Genomic DNA, 22,589 nt, shown 5'->3' with positions numbered 1-22,589 from the left:
CTTTATAATCCAGTCGCCGTATGATCGCCAGTGACAACCTGACTGGAGAAACAAAATGACTCAGAAAGTGATTTTAATTACCGGCGCCTCAAGCGGCATCGGTGCAGGCATTGCACGTGAACTGGCGAAAACAGATGCCATTCTGCTGCTGGGTGCGCGGCGGGAAAGCCGCCTGGCCGCGCTGGCTGAAGAGCTGCAGTTCAATGGTGCAGAGGTGGCGATCAAAGCGCTTGATGTTACGCGCCGCGAAGAGATGACGCAGTTTGTTGAGTATGCGCTGGAGAGATGGGGCCGGGTGGATGTAATGATCAATAACGCCGGTATTATGCCCTTGTCTCCGATGGCGTCGCTGCGGGTGGAAGAGTGGGATCAGATGATCGATGTAAACATCAAAGGGGTGCTGTATGGCATTGCGTCAGTGTTGCCGACCATGCTGGCCCACCAGCGCGGTCACATCATCAACGTCGCGTCGATAGGGGCGCTGGCCGTGTCGCCCACCGCGGCCGTCTACTGCGCCACCAAGTTTGCGGTGCGGGCGATTTCCGACGGATTACGGCAGGAGAACAGTCAGCTGCGGGTGACCTGTGTTCATCCCGGTGTGGTGGAGAGCGAGCTGGCATCAACCATTACCGATCCGGCAGCCGCCGAGGCGATGCAGCACTATCGCGCTATTGCATTGCAGCCGGACGCCATTGGGCGCGCCGTGCGCTATGCCATTGAACAGCCTGAAGAGGTGGATGTGAACGAAATCGTGGTGCGGCCAACCCGAACGCAGCAGTAAGCAACCCGCCCGATGCGCTGTGCGCATCGGGCGGGCGGCTTTACTGTCAGTAGAGGCTTCTGCGGGTACGCTGCACGGTGATAGCGATGGCCGTCAGTGCCACCAGCATCAGAAATATTCCCAGTCCAACCATGGCGTTAAAGCCATAGACTTTGAACAGCAGCAGACCGGCAATACAGCCGCTCAGGAATGAAAACACGGTAGTCAGATGGGTGTGCAGAACCTTCTGGAAAAAGCGACGATCGTCGGTTTCAAGATGCACGGCGTGAGAAGTATGGGCAAAGATCCACGACCCCAGCGCAATACCCGCATCGGTCAGCGTGCCGGTAATGTGGGTCGATCTGACGCGGCCATTGGAGAGCTGCGTCGATGTCGCATTATGAATCCCCATTAAAAAGCCCAGCATTAACAGCACTTCCCCGTTAAAGCTTGGCCGGTAGAACACGATCTCAAAGATTGATGCCGCCGTCAGTGCCGCCCCTTCCGCCAGAATGATCAGACAGAATATGGTGCGTAACTTATGTCTGATCCCCACTACCACCGCCAGCCGGGCAACGGTACAGCCCAGCACAAAGGCAATAATCAGTGCCATCAAAAACAGCATGGTATGGAGGTCGCTGGTGGTCACTTCCTGGGAGATTTGCGAGGTGTTACCCGTCATATGCGATGGAAAAAATCCAAACGCGCCCAGCGCCATGGCATTAAGGATGCCGGCGGTAGTGGCAAGCACCAGCGCCAGCAGTCGATCTTCGGTATGCGAACGAACTTTCTTCTTTTTTATCAGCACAGGCTTCCCCACCTCAGGTGAATGCAAAACGTTCTTATAAGGCTTCTAGCATACAACCTGATGGAAATTATTCCTGTCAGAACCAGATAACTCTGATGAAATAAGCCATTAATTTTGCTGATTTTTATAAAGCTGATTCAGTTTACTTTTAAAAGTGTCAACGACGCGATGATTCACCAGCAGCTGATCACCAGAGAGGCTGACGGTGAACTCAGTCAACGATGAAGAGTTGCGCGCCTGTGGACGTAAAGGAGCGATGTGGTTCAGCATCGTCCGCCACCTGATAGCTGACGCCCGGTGTCAGCACGAAACGGCGACCATCTGCCAGTTCAGTGTGCAACTCACCCGCCATACACAGCAAAATATGGCCCTTTGTGCACCAGTGATCGGCGACATAGCCTGGTGAATAGTCGACCATCCGCACCCGGATATCGTTAAACTTCACGGTTCGCCAGGTCGCCTGCCCCTGGTCGCCGGGATGAATCGTCTCTTCAATCTGATCCCACTGGGTCAGGCCAAACGGCAGATTTTCAATTTTCATGCGATTCCCTCAAGGCTAAGTGCAGGATAAACGTCAGGCCAGAGCCTGGGTAACGGCCTCTTCCGCGTGGATAAGCGTGGTATCAAACAGTGGCACGCTGGCATCCGTGGCATCCACCAGCAGTGTGATTTCGGTGCAGCCCAGAATAATGGCCTCCGCCCCCTGCGCGACCAGCTGCTGCATGATCTCACCATAACGGCGACGCGACGCGGGATTGATCTCGCCCAGACAGAGCTCGTGGTAAATCACCTCATGCACAAAAATCCGATCCTCTCTATCCGGCGTGATCACCTCAAGACCAAACTGCTGCTGAAGTCGCCCGCGATAGAAATCCTGTTCCATGGTGAATCGCGTCGCCAGTAATCCGACCTTACGCACCCCGGCCTGCTGAATGCGCCGTCCGGTGGCGTCGGCGATATGCAGCAGCGGGATGCCCGTTGCGGCGCTGATTTGTGCTGCCACTTTATGCATGGTGTTGGTACAGAGTACGATGAACTGCGCGCCAGCCCGTTCCAGATTGCGTGCCGCTTCAGCCAGTATCTCTCCCGCCTGCTGCCACTCGCCCGCGGCCTGTAGCTGCTCAATGCGCTGAAAATCCACGCTATAGAGCACCAGCTCCGCCGAGTGCAGGCCGCCCAGCCGCTGTTTAACCAGCTGATTGAGAATACGGTAATAGAGCGCGGTAGACTCCCACGACATACCGCCTAACAGACCAATGACTTTCACAATGCACTCCGGGTTCAGGGGTTTTATTCCAGCATGCCAGATCGACATTGATCGGCAACGGCTTTGTTCAGTTGATACTGTTCTGAGGTCTGAAGCGTCGGGCAATCACCATTAACAGCACAACGCCAGCGCTCATGATCAGCCAGGCCTGAGTCATTGACGTTCCGCTATCACGCACCCAGCCTGCCAGCAGCGGCATCAGAGCCGCAATCAGATATCCGCCTCCCTGTACACGTGACAGCAGAATGCCCGCTTCTCTGGCACTGCGCGCATGATCCAGCGTGACGATCAGCGACAGCGGAAAGAGCGCACCGATGCCCGTACCCAGTAACAGTGAAGAGAGTATCGGCATCGTACCCGGGTAAAAGACCAGACTCAGCAGCCCCAGCAGCAACAGGGCCAGCACGCCGAGCAGCAGCGGACGGCGATCGGGAAAGCGATGTAACGTCGCCGAGACGATGAATCCTGCCACCACTTCGGTTAACGTCAGGGCCGCGAGCAGATAGCCACTGTGGCGAGCACTCCAGCCTAGTTGAATATAGAATGGCGGCAGCCAGGCCAGCACTAATGTATAAGCACCCGTGCCAATGCCGAAAAAGAGCATCAGCAACAGGGTACGCCGCACAGGCAGCGTCGCTGCATCAGAGGCCACGCTCACCTGCGGCGATCGTCTGACTAAAGTCAGCCAGATCAGCAGTGTGACCAGCGTTAACCCGCCGGAAAGCGCCAGCGCGGGTTGCAGGCCCAGCCATGAAAACAGCGGGTCAGCACCGGCAGCAGTCAGTGCCGCGCCCGCCATAATGCCCGTGCTGAACAGCGCCATCAGCGTCGCCGCGCCCTCAGCAAAGCGTTGCCGGATCAGAGCGGGCATCAGCGCCTGTATCACACCAATCCCTGCGCCCCCCGCCAGCGCGGTGAGCAGCAGTTGAGAGGGAGTAAGCGTAACCCCGCGCCACAGGCAGGCGACCGTCAGACAGAGCAAACCGGCGGCGATTCCCTTTACCGGCCCGATGCGGGCGATCAGCCACGGGCCTGAGAGTGCGGCCAGACCCATCATCGCCACTGGCAGCGTGGTCAGCAGACTGAACGTCGTTGCCGACAGCCCGGCCTGCAGTTGCAACACCGGGAACAGCGGGCCGATAATCGCCAGCATAGGCCGCAGATTCAGCCCGATAAGAAAAGCGATCACGGCAAACAGAATGGGGAACAACACCTTATTTTTCATCATCGACGCCTTAACAGAGGATTGACGATGACAGCACCGGGCTGCCACCATTTATCTTAACGTTAAGATAAATTTCCCCCGGTGTTAAGAGGCTGCGCACAACCCGACAACATAACCACAATATTTAAAGGTGATTTATGCATGACCATATTGATTTCGTTGTCAGTCAGTGGGACGACGCGATGCCCGATCTCGACGCCTCTTCAATGCGGATCTTCGGCAGGGTGCTGCGTCTGATGAAACATCTGGCGAAAGCGCGCAGTCAGGCACTGGAGCCTTTTGGTTTTCAGGAGGGAGAATTTGATGTGCTGGCGACATTGCGACGGGCGGGATCGCCTTTTCGCCTGTCGCCCACCCAGCTCTACCAGGCGCTGCTGGTGACTTCCGGTGCGATGACAAATCGTCTGAACCGGCTGGAGCAGCAGCATCTGATTGAGCGTATTGCCGCGCCAGAGGATAAGCGCAGCATGCTGGTCGGGCTGACGCCGCACGGGCAGCAGCAGATTGAGCATGCACTCCGCGTCCATACCGCTACGCAGGAGGCGGTGCTGGCCCCGCTTGGCGCTTCAGAGCGTGCCGAACTGGAAAGGTTGCTGAAAACGCTGCTGCTGGCGTGTCCAGGCGAAGCGACAGCCGCAGAATAGCGCCGTCAGCGCTGCAGTTCGGCCACCGTCATGGTGAAGATAACCGGCAGGTGATCGGCGCTGGCATAGGCATGCGGCATATCGGTTCGCGCTACGGCTGCACAGCCCTGCTGCACCACCAGGGTCTGCTCACCCACCGTTAAGGCGAGCGTGCCCTGCTCGACATGCAACAGTTCGAGTGTGCCTGAGGAGTGACCGGCAGAACGGAAAGCTTCGCCCGCAAACATCTGCCAGCGCCAGAGCTCGATCATATCCGGCCCACGGGTTCCCGCCAGCAGCTGCGCATAACCGCCCTGCTCACCCTGCCACAGCCGGGGCATTTCGCTGTTCTCAATCAGCCAGGCGTCAGGCGCATGCGAAACGTTGACGATATCTGCCACCGAGACGCCCAGTGCGGCAGCCACTTTACAGAGAATGGCGATGCTGGGATTGGCGGCACCCTTTTCGATCTCCACCAGCATGCCTTTACTGACGCCAGCCCGGCGTGATAACTCATCCAGCGAGAGTTTCTGACTTTTACGCCAGCTTTTGATGCTGTCCGAAACAGCCTGATTGACACTGGCGACATCGGCACCCGCATCGGTCGTTATATTGACTTTTTTGGTCATCGGTCATTACTATGAAATAAATTAGTCACTGAGAGAGTATCCGATGTTATCTGTTCACCCGTCAATCGATCCTGCTGTTTTCGCGCTCGCTCCCGGCTTTCGTGCCATGAGTATTGTGGTGGAAGCCACACCGATTACCCGACCAGAAGTTGCCAGCGATGCACTGAAAAGCGCATGCCAGCAGGTGTTAAATGATGATGCGACGTGGGCAGACGCGCATCTCGCCGCCTGGGCTGAGGTATTTAAAGCCTTTGGTGCCAAAGCGAAACGTACACCCTGTTCGGCAGAAGCATTGCGTAAGCGTGTGCTGCGGGATGGCGCATTGCCTGCCATCGATCCGGTTGTCGATCTCTATAACGCCATCAGCATTCGTTATGCGCTGCCGGTCGGAGGTGAAAATATCGAGGCCTATGCTGGCGAGCCACATCTGGTGATTGCTGACGGCAGTGAACGTTTCGATACCGTTAAAGAGGGCGAGGTGGTTTATGAGTCGCCGGAACCAGGCGAAGTGATCTGGCGCGACGATCAGGGCGTAACCTGTCGCCGCTGGAACTGGCGTCAGGGTGTAAGAACCCGACTGGATGCCAGTGCGCAGCAGATGTGGTTCATTCTGGAAAGTCTGCCCGCTATGCCGCTTTCCGCGCTGCAACAGGCCAGCGACGATCTGGTTTCGGGATTACAGCAGATGATGCCGGGTGCGCAAATCAGTACGACGCTGATTGAAGCGCCAGCAAACTGAACATTGCCTCAACCGCGGCTGAACAAGGTTAACGGTTAGCGGAAACTGTGGCAGGATACGCGCCCTGCGTCTGGCCATACCCGGCTGACTTAACGGCACTCAACCGGTGACTAAAATGGCTAAAGTAAAATATATCCTGCCCCTGCTGCTGATCCTCGCCCTGGCCGCCTGGTGGTTTATCCCACACGACAGTGAGGAAGATAAGGCGTATTACGTCGCGGTGTTGTGCGCGATTGATCATGATAGTAAGCAGCCCCTCGACCGGCAGATGCAGAACGTCATTGAAGGCGGCAACTCTGATTATGCGCTGCAAAAAATGGCTTATAAACCGGGGCTGGGCCGCAGCGTGATTGCTCGCTGGCAGCAACTGACACCTGATGAGCAACAGCGCGCCGTGCAGGATAACCTCGCCTGCCAGCAATTGCTGAAACGCTGATTTCTGACGGGCGTGTTCATATCATTAATCATATGATTTCGCGCTGGTCATCATTATGGCCGCGCCCGTCCTGGCTTATCCCTACGCATCTGAAATTACCGTGTTTTTTGTCTACGACTTACAGGTAAGCGGGCTTATGAATCCCTGATAACCTGATGCCGGAAGAATATGGGCTTATGGCTGAGAATCCGGAAATCTCAAAAATTGAGTGAAACTAAAACGGGGATGCTGACAGTGGCACTTACGTCCATAAGCTTTCATTTTGAAAAAGCCCGCATTAGCGGGCCCTGAGCGTCATTTCAGTATGTTGTATCTGTAGAGCAAATTTCCGAAATCCTGTTTCATGCTAACGAAAAGAAGAATCTGGATAGTATTGTCCACGAAATCGTACAGAACACGATACTCTCCTTCAACATCAAGACGTTCGCGTAACAAAAGCCCGCGCTCTGAAAGATAAGCATTGTAGCGATACCTTTCAGGATCCTGACTGATATTGTCGACTGAATCCATGAGTAGATTATCGACAAATGCAGCCGCTTGCTGCGCCCCAACTGTTCCGCTCTTATAGGACTCAATGTCCTTGAGACACTGTTCAGCCAGAGGCGCGATTACCAGCTGATATTGTTCTGACACTCAAAGCCTCTCTATTATTTTCTTGCGGCACGTAACCTTCCCAGAACGTCTTCAGGGGTCATGCCTTTGCCATCAGCGACTTCCTTTTTAGCTTGCAAGGCCAGCTTGAAAAGGGCGTTTATGTTTCTTTCCTGCTCGATCTCTCTAATCTCAGCCTGACGCTCAGCAGCAGTCTGGATGAAGAGTTCAGAGACGCCGTTTTTTGTTACGTATACTCCTCCTTCGAAGGCGGCAGCATTTCCGAGACTGTCTCTGGCAAGCTTCTGGGACATGGTTTGATTTGAGTTCATACATGATTTCCGATTAGACAGGACGGGTAAAATCAAAGGGATTGCCGGTAGAGCCATCCAGATTTCATCGTTGATTAAAAAATTTCACAGACCGTAAGATTTGAACTGCCCCTCTCTTTTCCGAGGGTCATAGGATGAATATAACCTACGAGTGAAATCGTGTACATATTTATCCACCCTATCCACGTTACTGAATCAGGATGGCAAGGCATCGTCCTGATAGGTTTAAAATCAGAAGGTAGTCATGCTATTCAATGTATTGTATATAGCACGCAACACAGGACCGGCGTTGATGTCTGAAATCGACTGAAATCGTCAAAAGATCGCCTTAACCACTAGCAATCACCTCTTCTGCCTATTGCCGATTTGTTAACACAACCCGCTATCGACTCTCAGCCTGCTTTAATGCCAGTAGCCTGTATGGTATGAAATCACTTAAAAGAGAAAAATATGACGATGCCAGAACGCAAAAATTACCCGCAACTGGGCGAAGTAAAAGCGCCTTATGTCCACGCAGTGAAGCATGGCGCGACGCTGTATGTCTCAGGACTGACCGCTTTCGGTACGGCGGCTCAGCAGGGAGATATGGCTGAACAGGCAGAAGCCATTTTTAATCAACTCAGGGCGGTTGCCGCGGCTGAGCATACGTCGCTCGCAGCGCTGCTGAAGGTCACGATATTCATCACCTCTTTCACAGAGATCACCGCGCTGCGGGAAGTGCTTTATCGCAACTACGGCGAGCATCTGCCCGCCAGCTCGCTGGTACAGGTCAGCGGACTTTTCTCCGCTGACCTGCGCATAGAGATAGAAGCCATTTTTGCCCTGTGAGTAGAAAGCAGCGACATTCCCGATGCTAGAGTTGCAGATCCGCGGCGGCTGCACCCCGTGCCAGATAACCGATCCGATAGACTTCCTGCTCGCCAGCGGGGCGCTGGTGTGAAGCGTTAACGTCTACTCCCTGCCAGCGGCTCACATCCCAGGCGCTGATCCCTGTTGTTACCGGCAGTGTCGTAAGGTCTGAATGCGGTGGAATCGTCCAGCGGTTCAGCGTTATAAAGCGGGCATCGGCCAGATCAGGGATATGGGTCTGCCCCTCAAGCGCCAGCCAGCTTTCGATGATCGGCCAGCCAAAATCCCTGACCAGCGTCGCAAAGCCAGGACTTTGCAGGAAACGCTGCATACCACTCGCCTCCCGCCAGAAATAGAGCGGCGCATAACGGTTTTCATTCTGTCCGTCATCATCACGGCAGGTGTAGAGATACGCCTTGGCCACCAGCCCTGGAAAGCCATCAAGGCGGGCACCGTTCAGACTGATGCGCTGTTCGATGATACCCATGTCGTAGTCAGCGGGCAGGGTAAAACGGTAGTGCATTATAATCATAACGCCTCCTGTGCCAGCATCCGGCCGCCGCTAAAGCTCCACTCTTCGGTGCTGTTAAACTGAATGATGATCATCACGTCGTCAGGATCGATCGCCATCTCCGCCTGAAGCGTCGTACAGAGTGAATGATAAAACCGCTGCTTCTGTTGCCGGGTTCGCGGTCGGCCTGCCGTCACCTGAAACAGCACGAAATTATCGCTGCGCCCGCCGCTGAGATAGTGACGATCAAATACCCGCTGTCCGGCGGGCAGCATCTCAATCACCTGAAAGCAATCATGCTCAGGAACGTCAAATTCTGCGACCAGCGCCTGCTGAAGCAGCGTGGAGATCTGATGCAGAGCCGCCTCGCTGTAGCCCTGACGCAGGGTAATTCGGGTATAGGGCATCAGTGATTATCCTCCAGATAACCCAGCGCGGTGACGGCGGCGGGCCAGCCTGCGTAAAACGCCAGATGGGTGAAGCTCTCCACCAGCTCATCCTGCGTCAGCCCATTTTGTCGGGCGAAATCGATGTGCCACGGCAGCTGCTGGACCCGCCCCAGCGCGGTTAACGTTGCCAGCGTCAGCAGGCTGCGTTCACGCGGTGACAGCAGTTCGCGCTGCCAGATATCACCAAACAGCACCTGCTGTGTCAGTTCGGCCAGTTTTGGCGCGCGCTGCGCCAGTGTTTCCCGATCAAGCGATTTTTTCATTGCACACTCCTCAGTGGTGAGACAGAGTGTCACTCAGGCCTTCAATCCTGAAAATCAAATTAATCAGCTCTTACCATCCATAATTACAGGACAATAATGAACAAGGTACCGGAGTCCCTCGATATGGATGCGCTGCGCAGTTTCGTCGCGGGCATTGATGCCGGCAGCTTTGCCCTGGCGGCACAGCATCTGTGTCGGTCTGCCTCGGCCGTGAGTGCGCAGCTTAAGAAACTGGAGCAGCAATGCGGCACGGCGCTGGTGATGAAAAAAGGGCGGCATGTGCAGCTGACCCGCAGCGGTGAACAGCTGATGAGTTACGCCAGACGCCTGCTGTCGCTGAACGATGAGACATTGCGGGCAGTGAAAGGCGAAGCGTTACAGGGCGAAATACGCATCGGGATGCAGGAGGATTTTGGCGAGGCATTGATGCCGGACATTCTCGGCGCGTTCAACCGGCAGCATCCGGAGGTGATGCTGACCGCACGCGTCGACAGAAATCTGCCGCTGCTTACGGCGCTGGCCCGTCATGAGCTGGATCTGGCGCTGCTGTGGCAGGCAGAGCAGCAGGCTGGCACGCAGTTAATTGGTCAGTGTCCGTTAGCCTGGATACAGCATCCGGCGTTTGATCTGGCGGGATATCTGCAGCGCGGCGAGCCGCTGCCGCTGGTGGCATTCGATGCGCCGTGTGTCATGCGATCGCGCGCCATCGAGGCGCTGGATAAGGCAGGTATTCCGTGGCGGGTTGTGTTCACCAGCCACAGTCTTAGCGGGATCTGGGCGGCATTACAGGCCGGGCTGGGCATCACCCTGCGCACCCGCGCAGGGTTGCCGGAGACGCTGGTGATTGAATCACACCGGCTGCCAATGCCCGGCTATCTGGGTATCGCGCTCGCCCGCTCAGATCAGGGTGACGATCCGGCGCGAGCACTCTTGCAGCATCTGATCACGCAAGCCGCCCTGCCCTTTATTCAGCGCTGACTGCTGACTGAAATGCCCGCTGAACCAGAGACGAACAGTATTCTGCTGAGATTTCGCGGTCACCGAACAGAATATGAAACATCACCGGCGCCACGACCACATCGATGATGCGATCAACGTCAAAACCTGATTCGCCGCGTGCCTCGGCCCGACTTTTCAGTGTTTGAAGATGCTGATAGGTAAACCCACAGCATTTCTGGCTCGCCACTTCAGCCTGACTTCCTATCACATCAGCCAGAAGCTCACGACCGACTTTGGACGACATCTCTTCAGCATACTGCTGGATGAACGCGGTAAGATCGCCGGCCGTCGATCCGGTATCTTCCGGTTCTGCAATGGGCCGCATCCGTGCCACGGCCACATCCGCCAGCAACTGGGACAGATCGCCCCAGCGCCGATAGATCGTGGAAGGTGTCACACCTGCCTGTTCGGCGATCATCGGCACTGTAATAGCTGAACGATCAAGCGTTTCAAGCAAGCGGTTAACGGTGTTATGCACTTCCGCCTGAATACGTGCGCTGCGCCCACCCTGCCGAATCATCTCCCTCGCCATCACTTTCTCCCGCTTTTATCAGCCTGAACGTCATGGTTAAAGCAACGAAGTTGCATTAACAGATACCGGCAGTGTACCGCATCTCAGGCTGAGCAGGCGCTAATGTGTGCTATCGGACGATTGAGAATCAAGGCTGCAGTTTACTCAGGACAGATTTAACCGGCTCGGCGGTGAGATGTGACGAACGGTTATCTGATGCGCCTATCCATAAAAGACTGACTGCCATAACTGCTGAAATAAAAATTGTACGAATATCCATAAAGCCTCCCTTGATTAAGGTGGCTAAAGTAATCCACACAGCGGAGTATTAATCGCGGGATAAGAGAAGGTTTAAAGGGACTTTGCGCGAAAAGGTGGCGCAGATTTCGCCACGCCTGAATCACAAACGGGAAAGATCAAACTTATTCGGTAACGATGTTGCCAGCCGCAAGCCAGTCACGTCGTGTCAGGGTGTACATCAGGCTGGGAGGCAACCCCTCAGGATCGTCGACCTTTTTCAAAAAGGTCAGGCCCGCTTTTTCCAGTACCCGCCGCGAAGCAAGATGGTTTTCGCGCGTCACACCCGTAATGATGCTCAGCCCGGCCTCTTCGAATCCGTAGCGAATGGCTCTGCGGGAAAGCTCGGTGGCATACCCTTTTCCCCAGGCAGCAGGCTCAAACCGGTAACCGAGATTATTCGTCTGACGACCGTCAAACTGGCTTCTGAAAACGCCCCCAAAGCCAATGATTTTATCCGGATGGGCTTTCTCAAATATCGTCCAGTCGCCAAAACCCTGTTCCTGATAGCTCTGTAATATGCGCTCTATGGCCTGAATGGCATACGTTCTGTCGGGCCATGGACCTCGCGGGTTAAATTTATGCGTTTCGGGGTCGCCATAAATTCTGAAGAGGTCGTCAAGATCCTCGCGAAGAGTATATCTGTAGAGCAGCCGCTCTGATTCCCAAACCATCATGCGCTCCTTTTGGGTGCTGAATAAGCAATCTTTACTCTTTATATCAGCAACTTCTGCTGTCACCAACTCTGTTAATACGCTTAACGAACGGCGGCTAATTTCAGTGCGCAAGTCGCGGTTTTCGTGCTCATCTGATTGCAAAATATGGATCTCTCATCAGAGGCTGTCACTACGTTGTGTTGTGCTTCTGATATTGGTAAAGGGTGGAAAGAGGTTGCCGCCCCAGGTAATAAGCTGTTTTCGCGGCGGGAAGACGGATTCACCTGGGGCGATTGCCATAAAGGGTGGCGCACGGGTTCTGAATACGCTGCATGGGTGTTAAAGTGCAGCTTAAACTGGCGCGTCGGGTCTGTGTAGTCTCACCTTCAGCGTTATGAGGATCTGAATAGTGAAAGGAAAGTGCAAAAATGTCTGAACAGAGCAGCATTATCACTGAACTTACCGAACTTGAAGGTCTTTACGGCACGGTCGCCCGGCCCTCTGTCGCTAAAGAGACGGATCATATTCATCCCGCCTATCGTCCGTTTATCGCCGCCTCGCCTTTTGTGGCGCTGGCAACGTCGGGGCCTGAGGGACTGGATGTTTCACCGCGCGGCGATCCGGCCGGATTTATCGAAATCGAAGATGACAAGACCCTGTTACTACCCGACAGACGCGGCAATAACCGCATCGACAGCCTGCGCAACATTCTGCATGACAATCGGGTAGCGCTGCTTTTTCTCATCCCTGGCATTGGCGAGACGTTGCGCGTGAACGGCACGGCAGCGATAAGCACCGACCCGGCGCTGCTTGAGCGCTTTGCCATCAACAATCAGCTGCCAAAAACCGTATTGCGCATCACTGTGGAGAGCGTTTTCTTTCAGTGCAGTCGGGCGATTATTCGCTCCGGATTATGGGATGCCGAAACGCAGATCTCACGGCAGTCGCTGCCCAGCACCGGTTCGATCCTCAAACAGATTGCAGAGATTGATGGCGATGCCTACGACAAAGCGCTGCCTGAGAGATTGAAGAACTCACTTTATTAATCGCCGTTCAGGGCCTGGAGGCTTAACTTCCTCCAGCGTGCTGATGAGTGAAGTACTTATACTTTCGGAACGGAGATCACAGTGCGCCTGCAGTCACGCCTCTAAGCGCAAACTGCGATAGCGTTACGCAAAGCTCTCCAGTATCTGCTTTGCATGCAGGTAGTCGTAAGAGGTCACTTCAATTTTATTATTACTGAGATCGCTGAAATAGACGGACATCGACACGTCGTGGTCACTGACGCTGAAAGGGATTTTATTGTTACGGAGTACAGGCATAAGTTCGTTGAAAGATAATGCTGCCACCCCGAAAGCCACCGTATGGCCTGGTGGCTGAGATTTTCGCAGGAAAAGAGAGAGTGATGCCCTGTTATTTCTTATGACCAGCGGCCCACCCTGTTCAAACCAGAAGTACAGGGAAGTTTCGCGTTCAAAGCCCAGGATCTCGTTGTACCACTTTTCTGCCTGTTCAATATTTTCAACGTAGAGATGGATATGATCAATCTCAGCTATCTTCATCATCTGGCTCCCTGATTGCTATTAACAGTGAGACTCGTCGAAACGTTGTTGATAAACAACCCGCAAAGCACATAACAACATAACATTTACCATAATTCAGTTCGCAAAGCGGTCACCCTAAAGCTCCTGCGATAGTCATTTTGCTGAGTTTTTTTAATAAAAGCCTCACTTACCCTTTGCTATGCAGGCCAATGCAAACCTTCCTCGTTCGGCTACAGATTCCGATATATCGGATGCCAGCTGAGTAGCCATGGTTAAGGCTTCTTCATCCATATTTTCTAATTCTTTAATCAGCATTTCTCCGGCTATACGCCGCACCATGGGTGAACGGTCGACTATTGCCAGCTTTAAAGTCTCAATAAATGGCCTGGAAACGACTAGTATTCTTTCTTTTAAAACAGGGACACGGCGTCGTATGCCAAAGGCTTTATCAATCCACTTCCATTCCAGCCCCTCGGACCAGATAATTTTGCCTTCGAACAGGCAGCGGTACGCCTTCCCACGCAGTGAGGGCTGAATGGAGGATTCAGCAATCTCAGACAGGAAATTATCTAATACTGACGTGCGTCCTGCCTGGGTAAAAACAGTGGCAGCAGGCCCCGAAGAAGCGCAGATAAGTCTTTTTTTCAGAGAGGCGGTGACATTCTCCATTGAAATAATGTCTGTCAGTACCTCGTGTTCCTTCTCATCCGCTCTTCCCCATGAGTTCCAATAGGGTAGCGTTACAAACAAGACATCCACGATAACTTCCGGGTCTGAAGCTGCTGCGATTGAGAGCAGTGCTTCACGGGCAGCTTCTCTGACCTGAGGAACCCAGTCATTCAGTTTTCTGACGGCTAAGGCAAACAAAAAACTGTTGGGTGCCCCAACTGATAACGTCCGTAATGCACGCTCCCGCCGAAAACCATCGGCATGACATAAGTCCAGCCACCTGAGAGAACCAATCTGAAGAGTTTGAATGCCTGCCTGTTTATAATCCAAACGATAAACTAAGAGATCGATCTCCCTGCGTATTAATCCCTCCCACTCCTTAAGACTTTTTAATGGTAATTTCGACGTTGCCGCCACAAAGGGTGATATGTCGGGTCTTAATCTCTGATACAGAATATCGAAAGTGAGTGATTTTTTAACCGCTTCAGTAACTTCCTGTTTAAGGCTTTCCTTCAGTAACATGTGCCTGTTTCCTCATATTAATTTTATAACGGCTTCAGTTTATCTTTTAAGTGACGGTGGCCCAAAGTCAGCGTGTGGTTACCAGCACATTAATTTCCATCAGGAGGTTAGAGATATCACCGCAACAAACGTTAAAGCAAAGATATTGCATTAAGGCACAGATAGCCGTATACCTTATTAAAAGCTAATACTTTGCATTAAGGTGATTTCCATGAACCCCACATTGACGCCTCAGGCTGCTGCCCGCACCACGCTTTTCAGTTTTACCGGTGCGGCGCTGATCTCCGCCACCAGCAGTGCGCCAACGCCGCTCTACCCACTTTATCGCAGCCTGTTCCATCTGACGCCGACCATGCTGACACTGATTTTTGGCGCCTATGCATTCGCGTTGCTGGCCGCGCTGCTGACAGTGGGTAAAGTGTCCGACTATACCGGCCGCCGTCCGCTGATGCTGCTGGCGCTGGCGATCAATGCGGTCGCGCTGGTGATCTTTATGACTGCCAGTTCTGCTACCACCTTAATCGTTGCCCGACTGGTGCAGGGCTTTGCTACCGGTATTGCCTTGCCGACCTTTGGTGCCAGCCTGATTGACGCCAGTAAAACCCGCGGACCTCTGCTGAACTCGTTCACCGCCTTTCTGGGGATGACGCTGGGCACGCTGGCGGGCGGCATACTGGTCACCTTTGCGCCCTTTCCCACGGTGACGCTCTATGCGCTGCTGCTGATACTGATGCTGTTTGCCATGGCGCTGTTGCCGCTGATACCTGAAACCATTGCGCCTCAACCGGGTGTTCTGGCCGCACTGCGACCCCAGGTCAGCATACCGCGACGCGCACTGGGTCCGTTGTTAATGGTGACGCCGGTTAACATCGCAACCTGGATGCTGGGCGGATTTTACCTTTCACTGATGCCCTCAATGGTGGCGAACGCAACCGGCCTGACATCGCCTTTTATCGGCGGCTCGATTGTGGCAACGCTGATGCTGAGCGCAACGGCAGCAGTATTTCTCTTTCGCCCGTTACCGCCCGCGCGGGCATTAGTTATCGGTACGCTGATGCTGATAGCGGGCGTCAGCGTCACTCTTGCGGGCCTTTCTCTGCACAGCGTGGCCTGGCTCTATCTCGGCACTGCCATTGCGGGTCAGGGATTTGGATCGATTTTCTCCAGCGTGCTGAAGATCATTATGCAGTTAGCTGAAAGTCATGAACGCGCCGGACTGTTCTCCGCCTTTTTAATCAAAAGCTATCTCGCCTTTGCCCTGCCTGCGATTGCCGCCGGAATGGCAGCGCCCCATATCGGGCTGAACCAGACCGCCTGGTTCTATGGCATGACTATTATCGTGCTGGCGCTGGTGTCGCTGCTGGCGATCAGAGGTCGCGCTTTAGCCGGAGCGGCCAGTTAATAAACCCGCCCGACGCGGCCAGATATCTGCCGCGTCATCCACAAACGGTAATTTTCACATACACTCAACGGATTAATTTCAGGCGCAGTTGCTGCGTGATACCGTGAGTATGATGTCGAAATCCCAATCTGATGCGGTTTTAGCCCGGTTTTCATCCGCCACACGACGCTGGTTTTCTGCCACCTTCGCTGCACCCACGCCGGTGCAGCAGGCGGCATGGCAGGCGATAGCCAGCGGAGAACATGCGCTGGTGATCGCCCCGACCGGTTCAGGGAAGACGCTGGCGGCCTTCCTCACCGCCATCGACACGCTGTTTCAGTTCCGAACCAACCAGCACTCACCCTCGCGTGAAACGACCACCCGCATACTCTATATTTCACCGGTTAAAGCGCTGGCCGCGGACGTACAGCGCAACCTTAATCTGCCGCTGGTGGGCGTTTACGCTGAGCGGCAGGCACTGAATGAGCCAGAGATCACTCTGAATATCGGAATGCGATCCGGCGATACGCCCGGTGCAGAGCGCGCCAGGCTGGTGCGCCGCCCGCCCGATATCCTGATCACCACGCCCGAGTCACTGTTTCTGATGCTGACCTCAAAAGCCCGCACGACGCTGCAGGGCGTGACCACGGTCATCGTCGATGAGGTGCATGCGGTGGCGGGATCAAAGCGGGGTTCCCAGCTGGCGCTGAGCCTGGAGAGGCTGGATGCGCTGCTGCCACAGCCCGCCCAGCGTATCGGGCTTTCCGCCACGGTACGACCGGTTGAGCGGGTGGCCGCCTTCCTTGGCGGCTGTCAGCCCGTTCAGGTCGTTAATCCGGCCGCCGATCGGACGCTGCACCTGACCATCGAGGTTCCGGTCGAAGATATGACCGATATCGCCAGCCCCGATGACCTGACCGGTGAAGCCACCTCTGCCAGCGGTTCGATCTGGCCGCACATTGAAGCGCGCATTCTGCAGCAGGTCATGGCCCATCGCGCCACGCTGGTGTTTGTGAATTCGCGTGGCCTGGCAGAAAAGCTGACGGCGCGGCTCAATGCGCGTTATCTGGCGCAGCAGACAGCCGCTGGCGATCGGGATGCAGCACGCGACGACAGTGACGATCTTATTGCCCGCTCGCATCACGGTTCCGTCTCGAAAGAGCAGCGAGGCGAGATTGAAGCCGCACTGAAGCTGGGCAGACTGCGCTGCGTGGTGGCGACTTCCAGTCTGGAACTTGGCATTGATATGGGACCGGTGGATCTGATGATCCAGGTGGGCGCACCGCTTTCAGTCGCCAGCGCACTGCAGCGCGTGGGACGCGCCGGGCATCAGGTTGGCGGCGTATCAACCGGCATCCTGTTTCCGCGCACCCGGCGCGATCTGCTGGATTCGGCCGTCATATTGCAGTCGATGCGTGCGGGCCAGCTCGATGCGCTGGCTCCGCCGCGTAACCCGCTCGATATTCTGGCGCAGCAAACCCTGGCGGCCGTCGCAATGGATCCCTTACAGGTCGATGATTGGTACGCGCAGGTCTGTCGGGCCGATCCGTTTCGCACTCTGTCGCGTCGGCTGTTTGATGCCACGCTCGATATGCTGGCGGGTAAGTTTCCCTCAGACGCTTTTGCTCAGCTGCGGCCGCAGCTGGTGTGGGATCGTCAGAGCGGATTGCTGACGCCGCGACCCGGCGCTCAGCATCTGGCCGTGACCAGCGGCGGCACCATTCCCGATCGCGGCATGTTCAGCGTCATCCTGCCGGAAGGCGAAGAGCAGGCTGGCTCACGCCGTGTCGGCGAACTGGATGAAGAGATGGTCTATGAGTCGCGGGTCAATGACATTATTACCCTGGGCGCAACGTCGTGGCGGATTCAGCAGATTACCCACGACCAGGTACTGGTGGTGCCTGCGCCAGGCCGTCCGGCTCGTCTGCCTTTCTGGCGCGGAGAAGGTGTGGGCCGCTCGGCCGAATCGGGTGCCAGCCTCGGGCTGTTTCTGCGTCATCTGAGTGCGGCTTCACCGGTAGACGCGCAGGAGCAGTTGCGCACGCTGGGGCTGGATGCCCGCGCAGTCACGAATCTGCTGGCTTTGCTGGCTGAACAACGCGCCGTCACCGGCGTACTGCCGGACGATCGTACATTGCTGATCGAACGCTGTCGTGACGAAATCGGCGACTGGCGGGTGATCCTGCATTCGCCCTGGGGAAAGCGGGTCAATGCGCCCTGGGCGCTGGCGATTGCCGCCCGAATCCAGCAACGCCTGGGCATTGATGCTTCTGTCGCGGCCAGCGATGACGGCATTGTGGCCCGCTTTCCCGCCAGTGAGGGAGTATTACCCGGCGCTGACCTGTTTATGTTCGACGCCGACCAGTTGACCCGGGAGGTCACTGAGAGTGTCGGTCAGTCGGCGCTGTTTGCCGCCCGCTTCCGTGAATGTGCCTCACGCGCTCTGCTGCTGCCGAGGCGTAATCCGGGCAAACGTTCGCCACTCTGGCAGCAGCGGCTGCGCGCCGGTCAGTTGCTGGAAGTTGCACGACAGTATGACGATTTCCCAATCCTTATCGAAACCGCACGCGAATGTCTGCAGGATGTCTACGATCTGCCTGCCCTGCACCAGCTGATGGAACAGATGGCACAGGGAAAGGTAAAACTGGTCGAGGTGACGACCGAACAGCCCTCCCCTTTTGCCGCGCCGCTGCTGTTTGGCTATGTTGCAGAGTTTATTTACGCCAGCGACGCCCCCCAGGCAGAACGGCGCGCCTCACTGCTGGCGCTCGACAGTAACCTGCTGGGTGAGCTGCTCGGCCAGACCAGCAAGCGTGATTTGCTGGCACCTGACGTCGTTGAGCAGGTTGAACAGGAACTGCAGCGCATCGATTCCCGCTATCAGGCACAACACGCCGAAGGCATTATCGATCTGCTGCGCGATCTTGGCCCGCTCGCGGTTGCCGGTATTGCGGCACGTTTCAGTGGCAACGCTCAGCAGATCGCGGAAGCCATAACGCAGTTTGCTGCCGCGCAGCGAATGATCCCGATCACCCTTGCCGGTGAAGAGCGCTGGGCAATCATTGAAGATGCAGCCCGCCTGCGCGACGCACTGGCCGTTGTACTGCCTGACGATCTGCCCGAAACATTTCTGGAGCCGCAGGCCGATCCGCTACGCGATCTCATTAATCGCTACGCCCGAACCCATACCCTGTTCACTGCCCGACAGCTGGCCACGTATTTTGGTCTGGGTATCGCCATTGTGAATGAGGTGCTGCTTTCCCTGCATCAGCAGGGCAACCTGCTCAATATGGGTTCGCCAGAGGGCGCATCGGATACGGAGTGGGTTTCCACAGAGATCTTCAAACGGTTACGCTTACGTTCACTGCAATCAGCACGTGACGCAACCCGGCCTGTTCCACCTGCCGCCTGGATTAGTCTGCTGCTGGAGCGTCACGGTGTGCTTAACACGCAGCGTGAAGAGCATCAGGGTGTCAGCGGGCTGTTACGGGTGATTGAGCAACTTGCGGGCGTGCCGCTACCGGCCTCGCTGTGGGAGCCACAAATCCTGCGTGCCAGGATAGCCGACTATCAGCCCGCGATGCTCGATGAACTGTTAGCCAGTGGCGAGGTTACCTGGTGCGGACACAAAGCGCTGGGTCAGAATGATGGATTGATCTCGTTGCACCTCACGGAATATGCCGCTGAAACACTGCCGGTGATTGACACTACGCAGCCTCTGACGCCGATTCTGCAGGCGACTCTCGAAGCACTGAGCCGGGGTGGCTCGTGGTTTGTTCATGAGATCATGGCACAGATGAATGAGGCAGAAACGCAAACCACCGACATTTATGCTGCCCTGTGGCAACTGGTGTGGCAAGGCTATGTCACCGCCGATAGCTGGATTGCGGTGCGTGGGCTGCTGACCACGGCAGGCGCCCCCCGTTCACGTCCCGCGCGTACCCTGCGCACCCGTTTTGGTCAGCGTTTTACCCCGGGCGCACTTTCTGCACGCCGACCAGCGGTCAACACGCTGGCTGGTCGCTGGTCGCGGATTAACCGACAGGAGATTGATCCTGCCCGGCTGGCCCTGTCGCTGGTGGAAAATCTTCTCGACCGTTATGGGGTGATCAGCCGTGGTAGCGCGATATCGGAGCAGATCCCCGGAGGATTCCCGGCGTTACAGCCGGTATTACGCAGCATGGAAGATGCCGGACGGCTGCTGCGTGGCAGGTATGTCGCTGGTGCGGGCGGCGCGCAGTTTGCCGACCATAACACCATTGAGCGGCTGCGGGAGCTGGCAGAAAAGCCGCTGACCGCGACAGAGGCGGTGGCGCTGGCCGCACCGGACCCGGCGAATCCGTTTGGCGCGTTACTGAGCTGGCCGCTCCACGCCAGCGGCATCCGCCCGACCCGCCGTCAGGGGGGACGCGTGGTGATTGCAGGCGGCGCGCTGTTGCTTTATCTGACGCCCGGAGGCAAAGAGTTGCTGACATTCATCGACGATCCCGCGCTGCAGCAGGTCGCGGTGGCGGCGCTGGGCCTGGCACTGAAGCGTGAAAAGCCCGCGAGTTTCACGCTGGAGAAGGTAGATGGTGAACCGGTTTCGCAGTCACCACTGCTTAACGCGTTGCGACATGCCGGATTTTCACGCGTGCCACAGGGGTTTAGCTGGTATAGCTGAGTTGTTTTCGCGCCCGTTTTTTTCGCGCACAAAGTCGATAAATGCCTGAAGCGGGGCGGGGATCAGGCGGCGATCGTTGTAGTAGAGCCACGGACCGGAGAAAGTCAGCCACCAGGGTTGCAGCAGCGGGTCCAGCCTGCCGCTGTCAAGGGCTGGCCTGAGCCACTCATCAAACAGATATATCACGCCGCTTCCGGCGATGGCCGCCTCCACCGCCAGATCCATTGCGCCACCGACCGAAACCACCAGCGGCCCGCTGGTTTCAACGCTGATCTCTTCGCCCTCGTGGCTGAAGGTCCAGTCAGCCATGATGCCGCTGGCATAACGGCCACGCAGACAGCGATGATGGATCAGGTCGCGCGGATGTTCCGGTCGGCCATGTTCTGCCAGATAAGCCGGAGAAGCCGCCAGCGCGAACCGTTGCTGTCTGGGGCCAATGGGCATCGCCACCATATCCTGCTCCAGCCGCTCATCATAACGAATCCCGGCGTCACAACCGTCACGAAAGACATCCTGCACGCTGCTCTCCGCCACAATTTCCAGCCGGATGTCGGGATAACGCTGCAAAAATTCCGGCACCAGCGCCGGCAGCACCAGCCGGGTTGCACTGACCGGCACATTCAGCCGCAGCGTGCCACCAGGGGTGTTACGGTAGCGATTAACCGCATCCAGCGCGGCGTTAACTTCATTGATCGCGGGCAGCAGACGTTCCATCAGCGCCCTGCCCGCTTCGGTTAACACCACAGTGCGGGTGGTGCGGTGAAACAGACGAATGCCCAGCTGTTGTTCCGCCCGTCGTACCGCATCGCTCAGGCGTGACGCATTGCTGCCGGTGACGCGTGCCGCTTCCCTAAACCCTCCCGCTTTTGCCACCACCACGACGGCATCCAGCAGCGCCATATCGATCGCCATTGTGCATCACCCCGTACAGTCTGTCCTGATTTCACCGGATAGTTGCACAGCTGAATCACCGTTACAATTGATCTACATTCACGCAGGAGGTTTTCATGTCAAACACCACCATGACTTTTACGTTAGGCGATCGTGAAGTTAACCGTATCGGCTACGGCGCAATGCAACTGGCCGGGCCGGGCGTGTTCGGCCCGGTAAAAGATGAAGCCCGGGCAATCCGGGTTTTGCGCGACGCTGTCGCGGCAGGCGTTAATCATATCGACACCAGCGATTTTTACGGTCCGCACGAAACCAACCAGCTGATTAAAAAGGCGCTCCATCCCTATCCGCAGGATTTCTGCATTGTCACCAAAGTGGGTGCCCGACGCGACGCCAAAGGCGGCTGGCTGGCGGCGATGGAGCCAGAGGCGCTGACGCAGGCAGTTGAAGATAACCTGCGCAACCTGGGGCTGGATGTGATTGAGGTGGTGAACCTGCGCAGTATGTTGCATCCGGCCAGGCCCAAAGAAGGCTCTCTTAAGCCACAACTGGAGGCGCTGCTGGCGTTACAGGCACGCGGACTGATTCGCCATATTGGACTGAGTAACGTTACCGCCACGCAGATCGCAGAAGCTCAGGCGATGACGCCGATTGTCTGCGTGCAGAATATGTATAACCTGGCGCATCGACAGGATGATGAGCTGGTGGATCAGCTGGCGCAGCAGGGAATTGCGTATGTGCCGTTCTTCCCGCTGGGCGGCTTCTCTCCGTTGCAGTCGGATCAGCTTAATGAAGTGGCTGCATCCCTGAATGCCACGCCGATGCAGGTCGCACTTGCGTGGCTGCTGCGGCGATCGCCAAATATTCTGCTGATTCCAGGCACCTCTTCCCCGGAACATCTTAAAGAGAATCTTGCCAGCGGCAGCCTGGAACTGTCGGATGAGGTGATGGAAAAGCTGAACGCTATTTAACAT

General features: G+C 56.0%; 26 protein-coding genes. 10 read left to right on the top strand and 16 right to left on the bottom strand.

What is annotated here, in order from left to right:
- Positions 1-55 precede the first annotated feature (55 nt).
- The gene (locus HFD87_RS06610; protein ID WP_167423123.1) at positions 56-781 is read left to right on the top strand and encodes an SDR family oxidoreductase; all 726 of its coding nucleotides are present in this window, start codon (positions 56-58) and stop codon (positions 779-781) included.
- A gap of 46 nt (positions 782-827) precedes the next feature.
- On the opposite strand, the gene HFD87_RS06605 is transcribed toward HFD87_RS06610, so the two are convergent.
- From HFD87_RS06605 to HFD87_RS06590, 4 genes are all read right to left on the bottom strand, one after another.
- Positions 828-1,568, bottom strand: a complete 741-nt coding sequence (locus tag HFD87_RS06605) for a YoaK family protein (protein WP_029519590.1) — start codon at positions 1,566-1,568, stop codon at positions 828-830.
- Positions 1,569-1,779: 211 nt separating this feature from the next.
- Positions 1,780-2,109, bottom strand: coding sequence for a DHCW motif cupin fold protein (locus tag HFD87_RS06600; RefSeq protein ID WP_010670565.1), 330 nt, complete (start codon positions 2,107-2,109; stop codon positions 1,780-1,782).
- Between the two features lie 33 nt (positions 2,110-2,142).
- Positions 2,143-2,835, bottom strand: coding sequence for an aspartate/glutamate racemase family protein (locus tag HFD87_RS06595; protein ID WP_167423122.1), 693 nt, complete (start codon positions 2,833-2,835; stop codon positions 2,143-2,145).
- Between the two features lie 67 nt (positions 2,836-2,902).
- Positions 2,903-4,060: an MFS transporter gene (locus tag HFD87_RS06590; RefSeq protein ID WP_167423255.1), complete on the bottom strand. Its 1,158-nt coding sequence runs from the start codon at positions 4,058-4,060 to the stop codon at positions 2,903-2,905.
- A gap of 137 nt (positions 4,061-4,197) precedes the next feature.
- Here HFD87_RS06590 and HFD87_RS06585 point away from each other — a divergent pair, with 137 nt between their 5' ends.
- A complete protein-coding gene (locus HFD87_RS06585; protein ID WP_010670568.1) occupies positions 4,198-4,704 on the top strand; it encodes a MarR family winged helix-turn-helix transcriptional regulator in 507 nt (168 codons plus the stop codon).
- 5 nt (positions 4,705-4,709) lie between these two features.
- Here HFD87_RS06585 and HFD87_RS06580 read toward each other — a convergent pair whose 3' ends face one another.
- Positions 4,710-5,312, bottom strand: a complete 603-nt coding sequence (locus tag HFD87_RS06580; RefSeq protein ID WP_010670569.1) for a helix-turn-helix transcriptional regulator — start codon at positions 5,310-5,312, stop codon at positions 4,710-4,712.
- 43 nt (positions 5,313-5,355) lie between these two features.
- Here HFD87_RS06580 and HFD87_RS06575 point away from each other — a divergent pair, with 43 nt between their 5' ends.
- The gene (locus tag HFD87_RS06575; protein WP_167423121.1) at positions 5,356-6,051 is read left to right on the top strand and encodes a B3/4 domain-containing protein; all 696 of its coding nucleotides are present in this window, start codon (positions 5,356-5,358) and stop codon (positions 6,049-6,051) included.
- A gap of 115 nt (positions 6,052-6,166) precedes the next feature.
- The gene (locus HFD87_RS06570; protein WP_167423120.1) at positions 6,167-6,487 is read left to right on the top strand and encodes a hypothetical protein; all 321 of its coding nucleotides are present in this window, start codon (positions 6,167-6,169) and stop codon (positions 6,485-6,487) included.
- A 294-nt stretch (positions 6,488-6,781) separates the two neighbouring features.
- Here HFD87_RS06570 and HFD87_RS06565 read toward each other — a convergent pair whose 3' ends face one another.
- Together HFD87_RS06565 and HFD87_RS06560 are read right to left on the bottom strand one after the other, a co-directional pair.
- Entirely contained in the window at positions 6,782-7,120 is a 339-nt protein-coding gene (locus HFD87_RS06565; protein WP_010246865.1) for a type II toxin-antitoxin system RelE/ParE family toxin, read from the bottom strand.
- Between the two features lie 14 nt (positions 7,121-7,134).
- A complete protein-coding gene (locus tag HFD87_RS06560; RefSeq protein WP_010246864.1) occupies positions 7,135-7,410 on the bottom strand; it encodes a hypothetical protein in 276 nt (91 codons plus the stop codon).
- Between the two features lie 450 nt (positions 7,411-7,860).
- On the opposite strand from HFD87_RS06560, the gene HFD87_RS06555 reads away from it, so the two are divergent.
- Positions 7,861-8,238, top strand: a complete 378-nt coding sequence (locus HFD87_RS06555) for a RidA family protein (RefSeq protein ID WP_033787194.1) — start codon at positions 7,861-7,863, stop codon at positions 8,236-8,238.
- Between the two features lie 25 nt (positions 8,239-8,263).
- Here HFD87_RS06555 and HFD87_RS06550 read toward each other — a convergent pair whose 3' ends face one another.
- The 3 genes from HFD87_RS06550 to HFD87_RS06540 are packed head-to-tail and all read right to left on the bottom strand — an operon-like array spanning position 8,264 to position 9,482.
- The gene (locus HFD87_RS06550; RefSeq protein WP_033760812.1) at positions 8,264-8,791 is read right to left on the bottom strand and encodes a DUF4865 family protein; all 528 of its coding nucleotides are present in this window, start codon (positions 8,789-8,791) and stop codon (positions 8,264-8,266) included.
- Positions 8,788-9,177 (bottom strand): tautomerase family protein, encoded by a 390-nt coding sequence (locus HFD87_RS06545; RefSeq protein ID WP_167423119.1) that lies wholly within the window; start codon positions 9,175-9,177, stop codon positions 8,788-8,790. The genes HFD87_RS06550 and HFD87_RS06545 overlap by 4 nt, the downstream gene beginning before the upstream one ends.
- On the bottom strand, positions 9,177-9,482 hold the full coding sequence (locus HFD87_RS06540) for a carboxymuconolactone decarboxylase family protein (protein WP_010246860.1): 306 nt from the start codon (positions 9,480-9,482) through the stop codon (positions 9,177-9,179). The genes HFD87_RS06545 and HFD87_RS06540 overlap by 1 nt, the downstream gene beginning before the upstream one ends.
- Before the next feature lie 96 nt (positions 9,483-9,578).
- On the opposite strand from HFD87_RS06540, the gene HFD87_RS06535 reads away from it, so the two are divergent.
- Positions 9,579-10,460 carry a LysR substrate-binding domain-containing protein gene (locus HFD87_RS06535; protein ID WP_033779946.1) on the top strand — a complete coding sequence of 294 codons (882 nt, stop codon included), beginning with the start codon at positions 9,579-9,581 and terminating at the stop codon, positions 10,458-10,460.
- Here HFD87_RS06535 and HFD87_RS06530 read toward each other — a convergent pair.
- The 3 genes from HFD87_RS06530 to HFD87_RS06525 all read right to left on the bottom strand — a co-directional run bounded on the left by HFD87_RS06530 (position 10,447) and on the right by HFD87_RS06525 (position 11,963).
- On the bottom strand, positions 10,447-11,013 hold the full coding sequence (locus HFD87_RS06530) for a TetR/AcrR family transcriptional regulator (RefSeq protein ID WP_167423118.1): 567 nt from the start codon (positions 11,011-11,013) through the stop codon (positions 10,447-10,449). The two genes, HFD87_RS06535 and HFD87_RS06530, sit on opposite strands and share 14 nt — an antisense overlap.
- A 127-nt stretch (positions 11,014-11,140) precedes the next feature.
- The gene (locus HFD87_RS23045) at positions 11,141-11,272 is read right to left on the bottom strand and encodes a hypothetical protein (protein WP_010670579.1); all 132 of its coding nucleotides are present in this window, start codon (positions 11,270-11,272) and stop codon (positions 11,141-11,143) included.
- Between the two features lie 142 nt (positions 11,273-11,414).
- The gene (locus HFD87_RS06525) at positions 11,415-11,963 is read right to left on the bottom strand and encodes a GNAT family N-acetyltransferase (RefSeq protein WP_010670580.1); all 549 of its coding nucleotides are present in this window, start codon (positions 11,961-11,963) and stop codon (positions 11,415-11,417) included.
- Between the two features lie 410 nt (positions 11,964-12,373).
- Here HFD87_RS06525 and HFD87_RS06520 point away from each other — a divergent pair, with 410 nt between their 5' ends.
- On the top strand, positions 12,374-12,991 hold the full coding sequence (locus HFD87_RS06520) for a pyridoxamine 5'-phosphate oxidase family protein (protein WP_010246855.1): 618 nt from the start codon (positions 12,374-12,376) through the stop codon (positions 12,989-12,991).
- Positions 12,992-13,114: 123 nt separating this feature from the next.
- Here HFD87_RS06520 and HFD87_RS06515 read toward each other — a convergent pair whose 3' ends face one another.
- A complete protein-coding gene (locus HFD87_RS06515; protein ID WP_167423254.1) occupies positions 13,115-13,507 on the bottom strand; it encodes a VOC family protein in 393 nt (130 codons plus the stop codon).
- A 165-nt stretch (positions 13,508-13,672) separates the two neighbouring features.
- On the bottom strand, positions 13,673-14,680 hold the full coding sequence (locus HFD87_RS06510) for a hypothetical protein (protein WP_167423117.1): 1,008 nt from the start codon (positions 14,678-14,680) through the stop codon (positions 13,673-13,675).
- Positions 14,681-14,891: 211 nt separating this feature from the next.
- Between HFD87_RS06510 and HFD87_RS06505 the strand changes: the two genes are divergently transcribed.
- On the top strand, positions 14,892-16,082 hold the full coding sequence (locus HFD87_RS06505; RefSeq protein ID WP_167423116.1) for an MFS transporter: 1,191 nt from the start codon (positions 14,892-14,894) through the stop codon (positions 16,080-16,082).
- Positions 16,083-16,191: 109 nt separating this feature from the next.
- The gene (locus HFD87_RS06500) at positions 16,192-20,724 is read left to right on the top strand and encodes an ATP-dependent helicase (RefSeq protein WP_167423115.1); all 4,533 of its coding nucleotides are present in this window, start codon (positions 16,192-16,194) and stop codon (positions 20,722-20,724) included.
- Here HFD87_RS06500 and HFD87_RS06495 read toward each other — a convergent pair.
- Positions 20,689-21,636, bottom strand: coding sequence for a LysR family transcriptional regulator (locus tag HFD87_RS06495; protein ID WP_167423114.1), 948 nt, complete (start codon positions 21,634-21,636; stop codon positions 20,689-20,691). The genes HFD87_RS06500 and HFD87_RS06495 overlap by 36 nt on opposite strands.
- A gap of 95 nt (positions 21,637-21,731) precedes the next feature.
- Between HFD87_RS06495 and HFD87_RS06490 the strand changes: the two genes are divergently transcribed.
- Positions 21,732-22,586 (top strand): aldo/keto reductase family oxidoreductase, encoded by an 855-nt coding sequence (locus HFD87_RS06490; protein ID WP_167423113.1) that lies wholly within the window; start codon positions 21,732-21,734, stop codon positions 22,584-22,586.
- The last annotated feature ends 3 nt before the right edge of the window (positions 22,587-22,589 follow it).

The sequence above is a fragment of the Pantoea sp. EKM21T genome, from assembly GCF_011800405.1.
In the GTDB taxonomy this organism is placed as follows: domain Bacteria; phylum Pseudomonadota; class Gammaproteobacteria; order Enterobacterales; family Enterobacteriaceae; genus Pantoea; species Pantoea agglomerans.
This window is presented reverse-complemented; position numbering and strand designations above follow the sequence as displayed.

Excerpts from the sequence above, each read along its gene's own strand:
- HFD87_RS06610 (WP_167423123.1), top strand. The coding sequence starts at position 56 with ATGACTCAGAAAGTGATTTTAATTACCGGCGCCTCAAGCGGCATCGGT.
- HFD87_RS06600 (WP_010670565.1), bottom strand. The coding sequence starts at position 2,109 with ATGAAAATTGAAAATCTGCCGTTTGGCCTGACCCAGTGGGATCAGATT.
- HFD87_RS06590 (WP_167423255.1), bottom strand. The coding sequence starts at position 4,060 with ATGAAAAATAAGGTGTTGTTCCCCATTCTGTTTGCCGTGATCGCTTTT.
- HFD87_RS06585 (WP_010670568.1), top strand. The coding sequence starts at position 4,198 with ATGCATGACCATATTGATTTCGTTGTCAGTCAGTGGGACGACGCGATG.
- HFD87_RS06580 (WP_010670569.1), bottom strand. The coding sequence starts at position 5,312 with ATGACCAAAAAAGTCAATATAACGACCGATGCGGGTGCCGATGTCGCC.
- HFD87_RS06575 (WP_167423121.1), top strand. The coding sequence starts at position 5,356 with ATGTTATCTGTTCACCCGTCAATCGATCCTGCTGTTTTCGCGCTCGCT.
- HFD87_RS06570 (WP_167423120.1), top strand. The coding sequence starts at position 6,167 with ATGGCTAAAGTAAAATATATCCTGCCCCTGCTGCTGATCCTCGCCCTG.
- HFD87_RS06560 (WP_010246864.1), bottom strand. The coding sequence starts at position 7,410 with ATGAACTCAAATCAAACCATGTCCCAGAAGCTTGCCAGAGACAGTCTC.
- HFD87_RS06555 (WP_033787194.1), top strand. The coding sequence starts at position 7,861 with ATGACGATGCCAGAACGCAAAAATTACCCGCAACTGGGCGAAGTAAAA.
- HFD87_RS06550 (WP_033760812.1), bottom strand. The coding sequence starts at position 8,791 with ATGATTATAATGCACTACCGTTTTACCCTGCCCGCTGACTACGACATG.
- HFD87_RS06545 (WP_167423119.1), bottom strand. The coding sequence starts at position 9,177 with ATGCCCTATACCCGAATTACCCTGCGTCAGGGCTACAGCGAGGCGGCT.
- HFD87_RS06540 (WP_010246860.1), bottom strand. The coding sequence starts at position 9,482 with ATGAAAAAATCGCTTGATCGGGAAACACTGGCGCAGCGCGCGCCAAAA.
- HFD87_RS06535 (WP_033779946.1), top strand. The coding sequence starts at position 9,579 with ATGAACAAGGTACCGGAGTCCCTCGATATGGATGCGCTGCGCAGTTTC.
- HFD87_RS06530 (WP_167423118.1), bottom strand. The coding sequence starts at position 11,013 with ATGGCGAGGGAGATGATTCGGCAGGGTGGGCGCAGCGCACGTATTCAG.
- HFD87_RS23045 (WP_010670579.1), bottom strand. The coding sequence starts at position 11,272 with ATGGATATTCGTACAATTTTTATTTCAGCAGTTATGGCAGTCAGTCTT.
- HFD87_RS06525 (WP_010670580.1), bottom strand. The coding sequence starts at position 11,963 with ATGGTTTGGGAATCAGAGCGGCTGCTCTACAGATATACTCTTCGCGAG.
- HFD87_RS06520 (WP_010246855.1), top strand. The coding sequence starts at position 12,374 with ATGTCTGAACAGAGCAGCATTATCACTGAACTTACCGAACTTGAAGGT.
- HFD87_RS06515 (WP_167423254.1), bottom strand. The coding sequence starts at position 13,507 with ATGAAGATAGCTGAGATTGATCATATCCATCTCTACGTTGAAAATATT.
- HFD87_RS06510 (WP_167423117.1), bottom strand. The coding sequence starts at position 14,680 with ATGTTACTGAAGGAAAGCCTTAAACAGGAAGTTACTGAAGCGGTTAAA.
- HFD87_RS06505 (WP_167423116.1), top strand. The coding sequence starts at position 14,892 with ATGAACCCCACATTGACGCCTCAGGCTGCTGCCCGCACCACGCTTTTC.
- HFD87_RS06500 (WP_167423115.1), top strand. The coding sequence starts at position 16,192 with ATGATGTCGAAATCCCAATCTGATGCGGTTTTAGCCCGGTTTTCATCC.
- HFD87_RS06495 (WP_167423114.1), bottom strand. The coding sequence starts at position 21,636 with ATGGCGATCGATATGGCGCTGCTGGATGCCGTCGTGGTGGTGGCAAAA.
- HFD87_RS06490 (WP_167423113.1), top strand. The coding sequence starts at position 21,732 with ATGTCAAACACCACCATGACTTTTACGTTAGGCGATCGTGAAGTTAAC.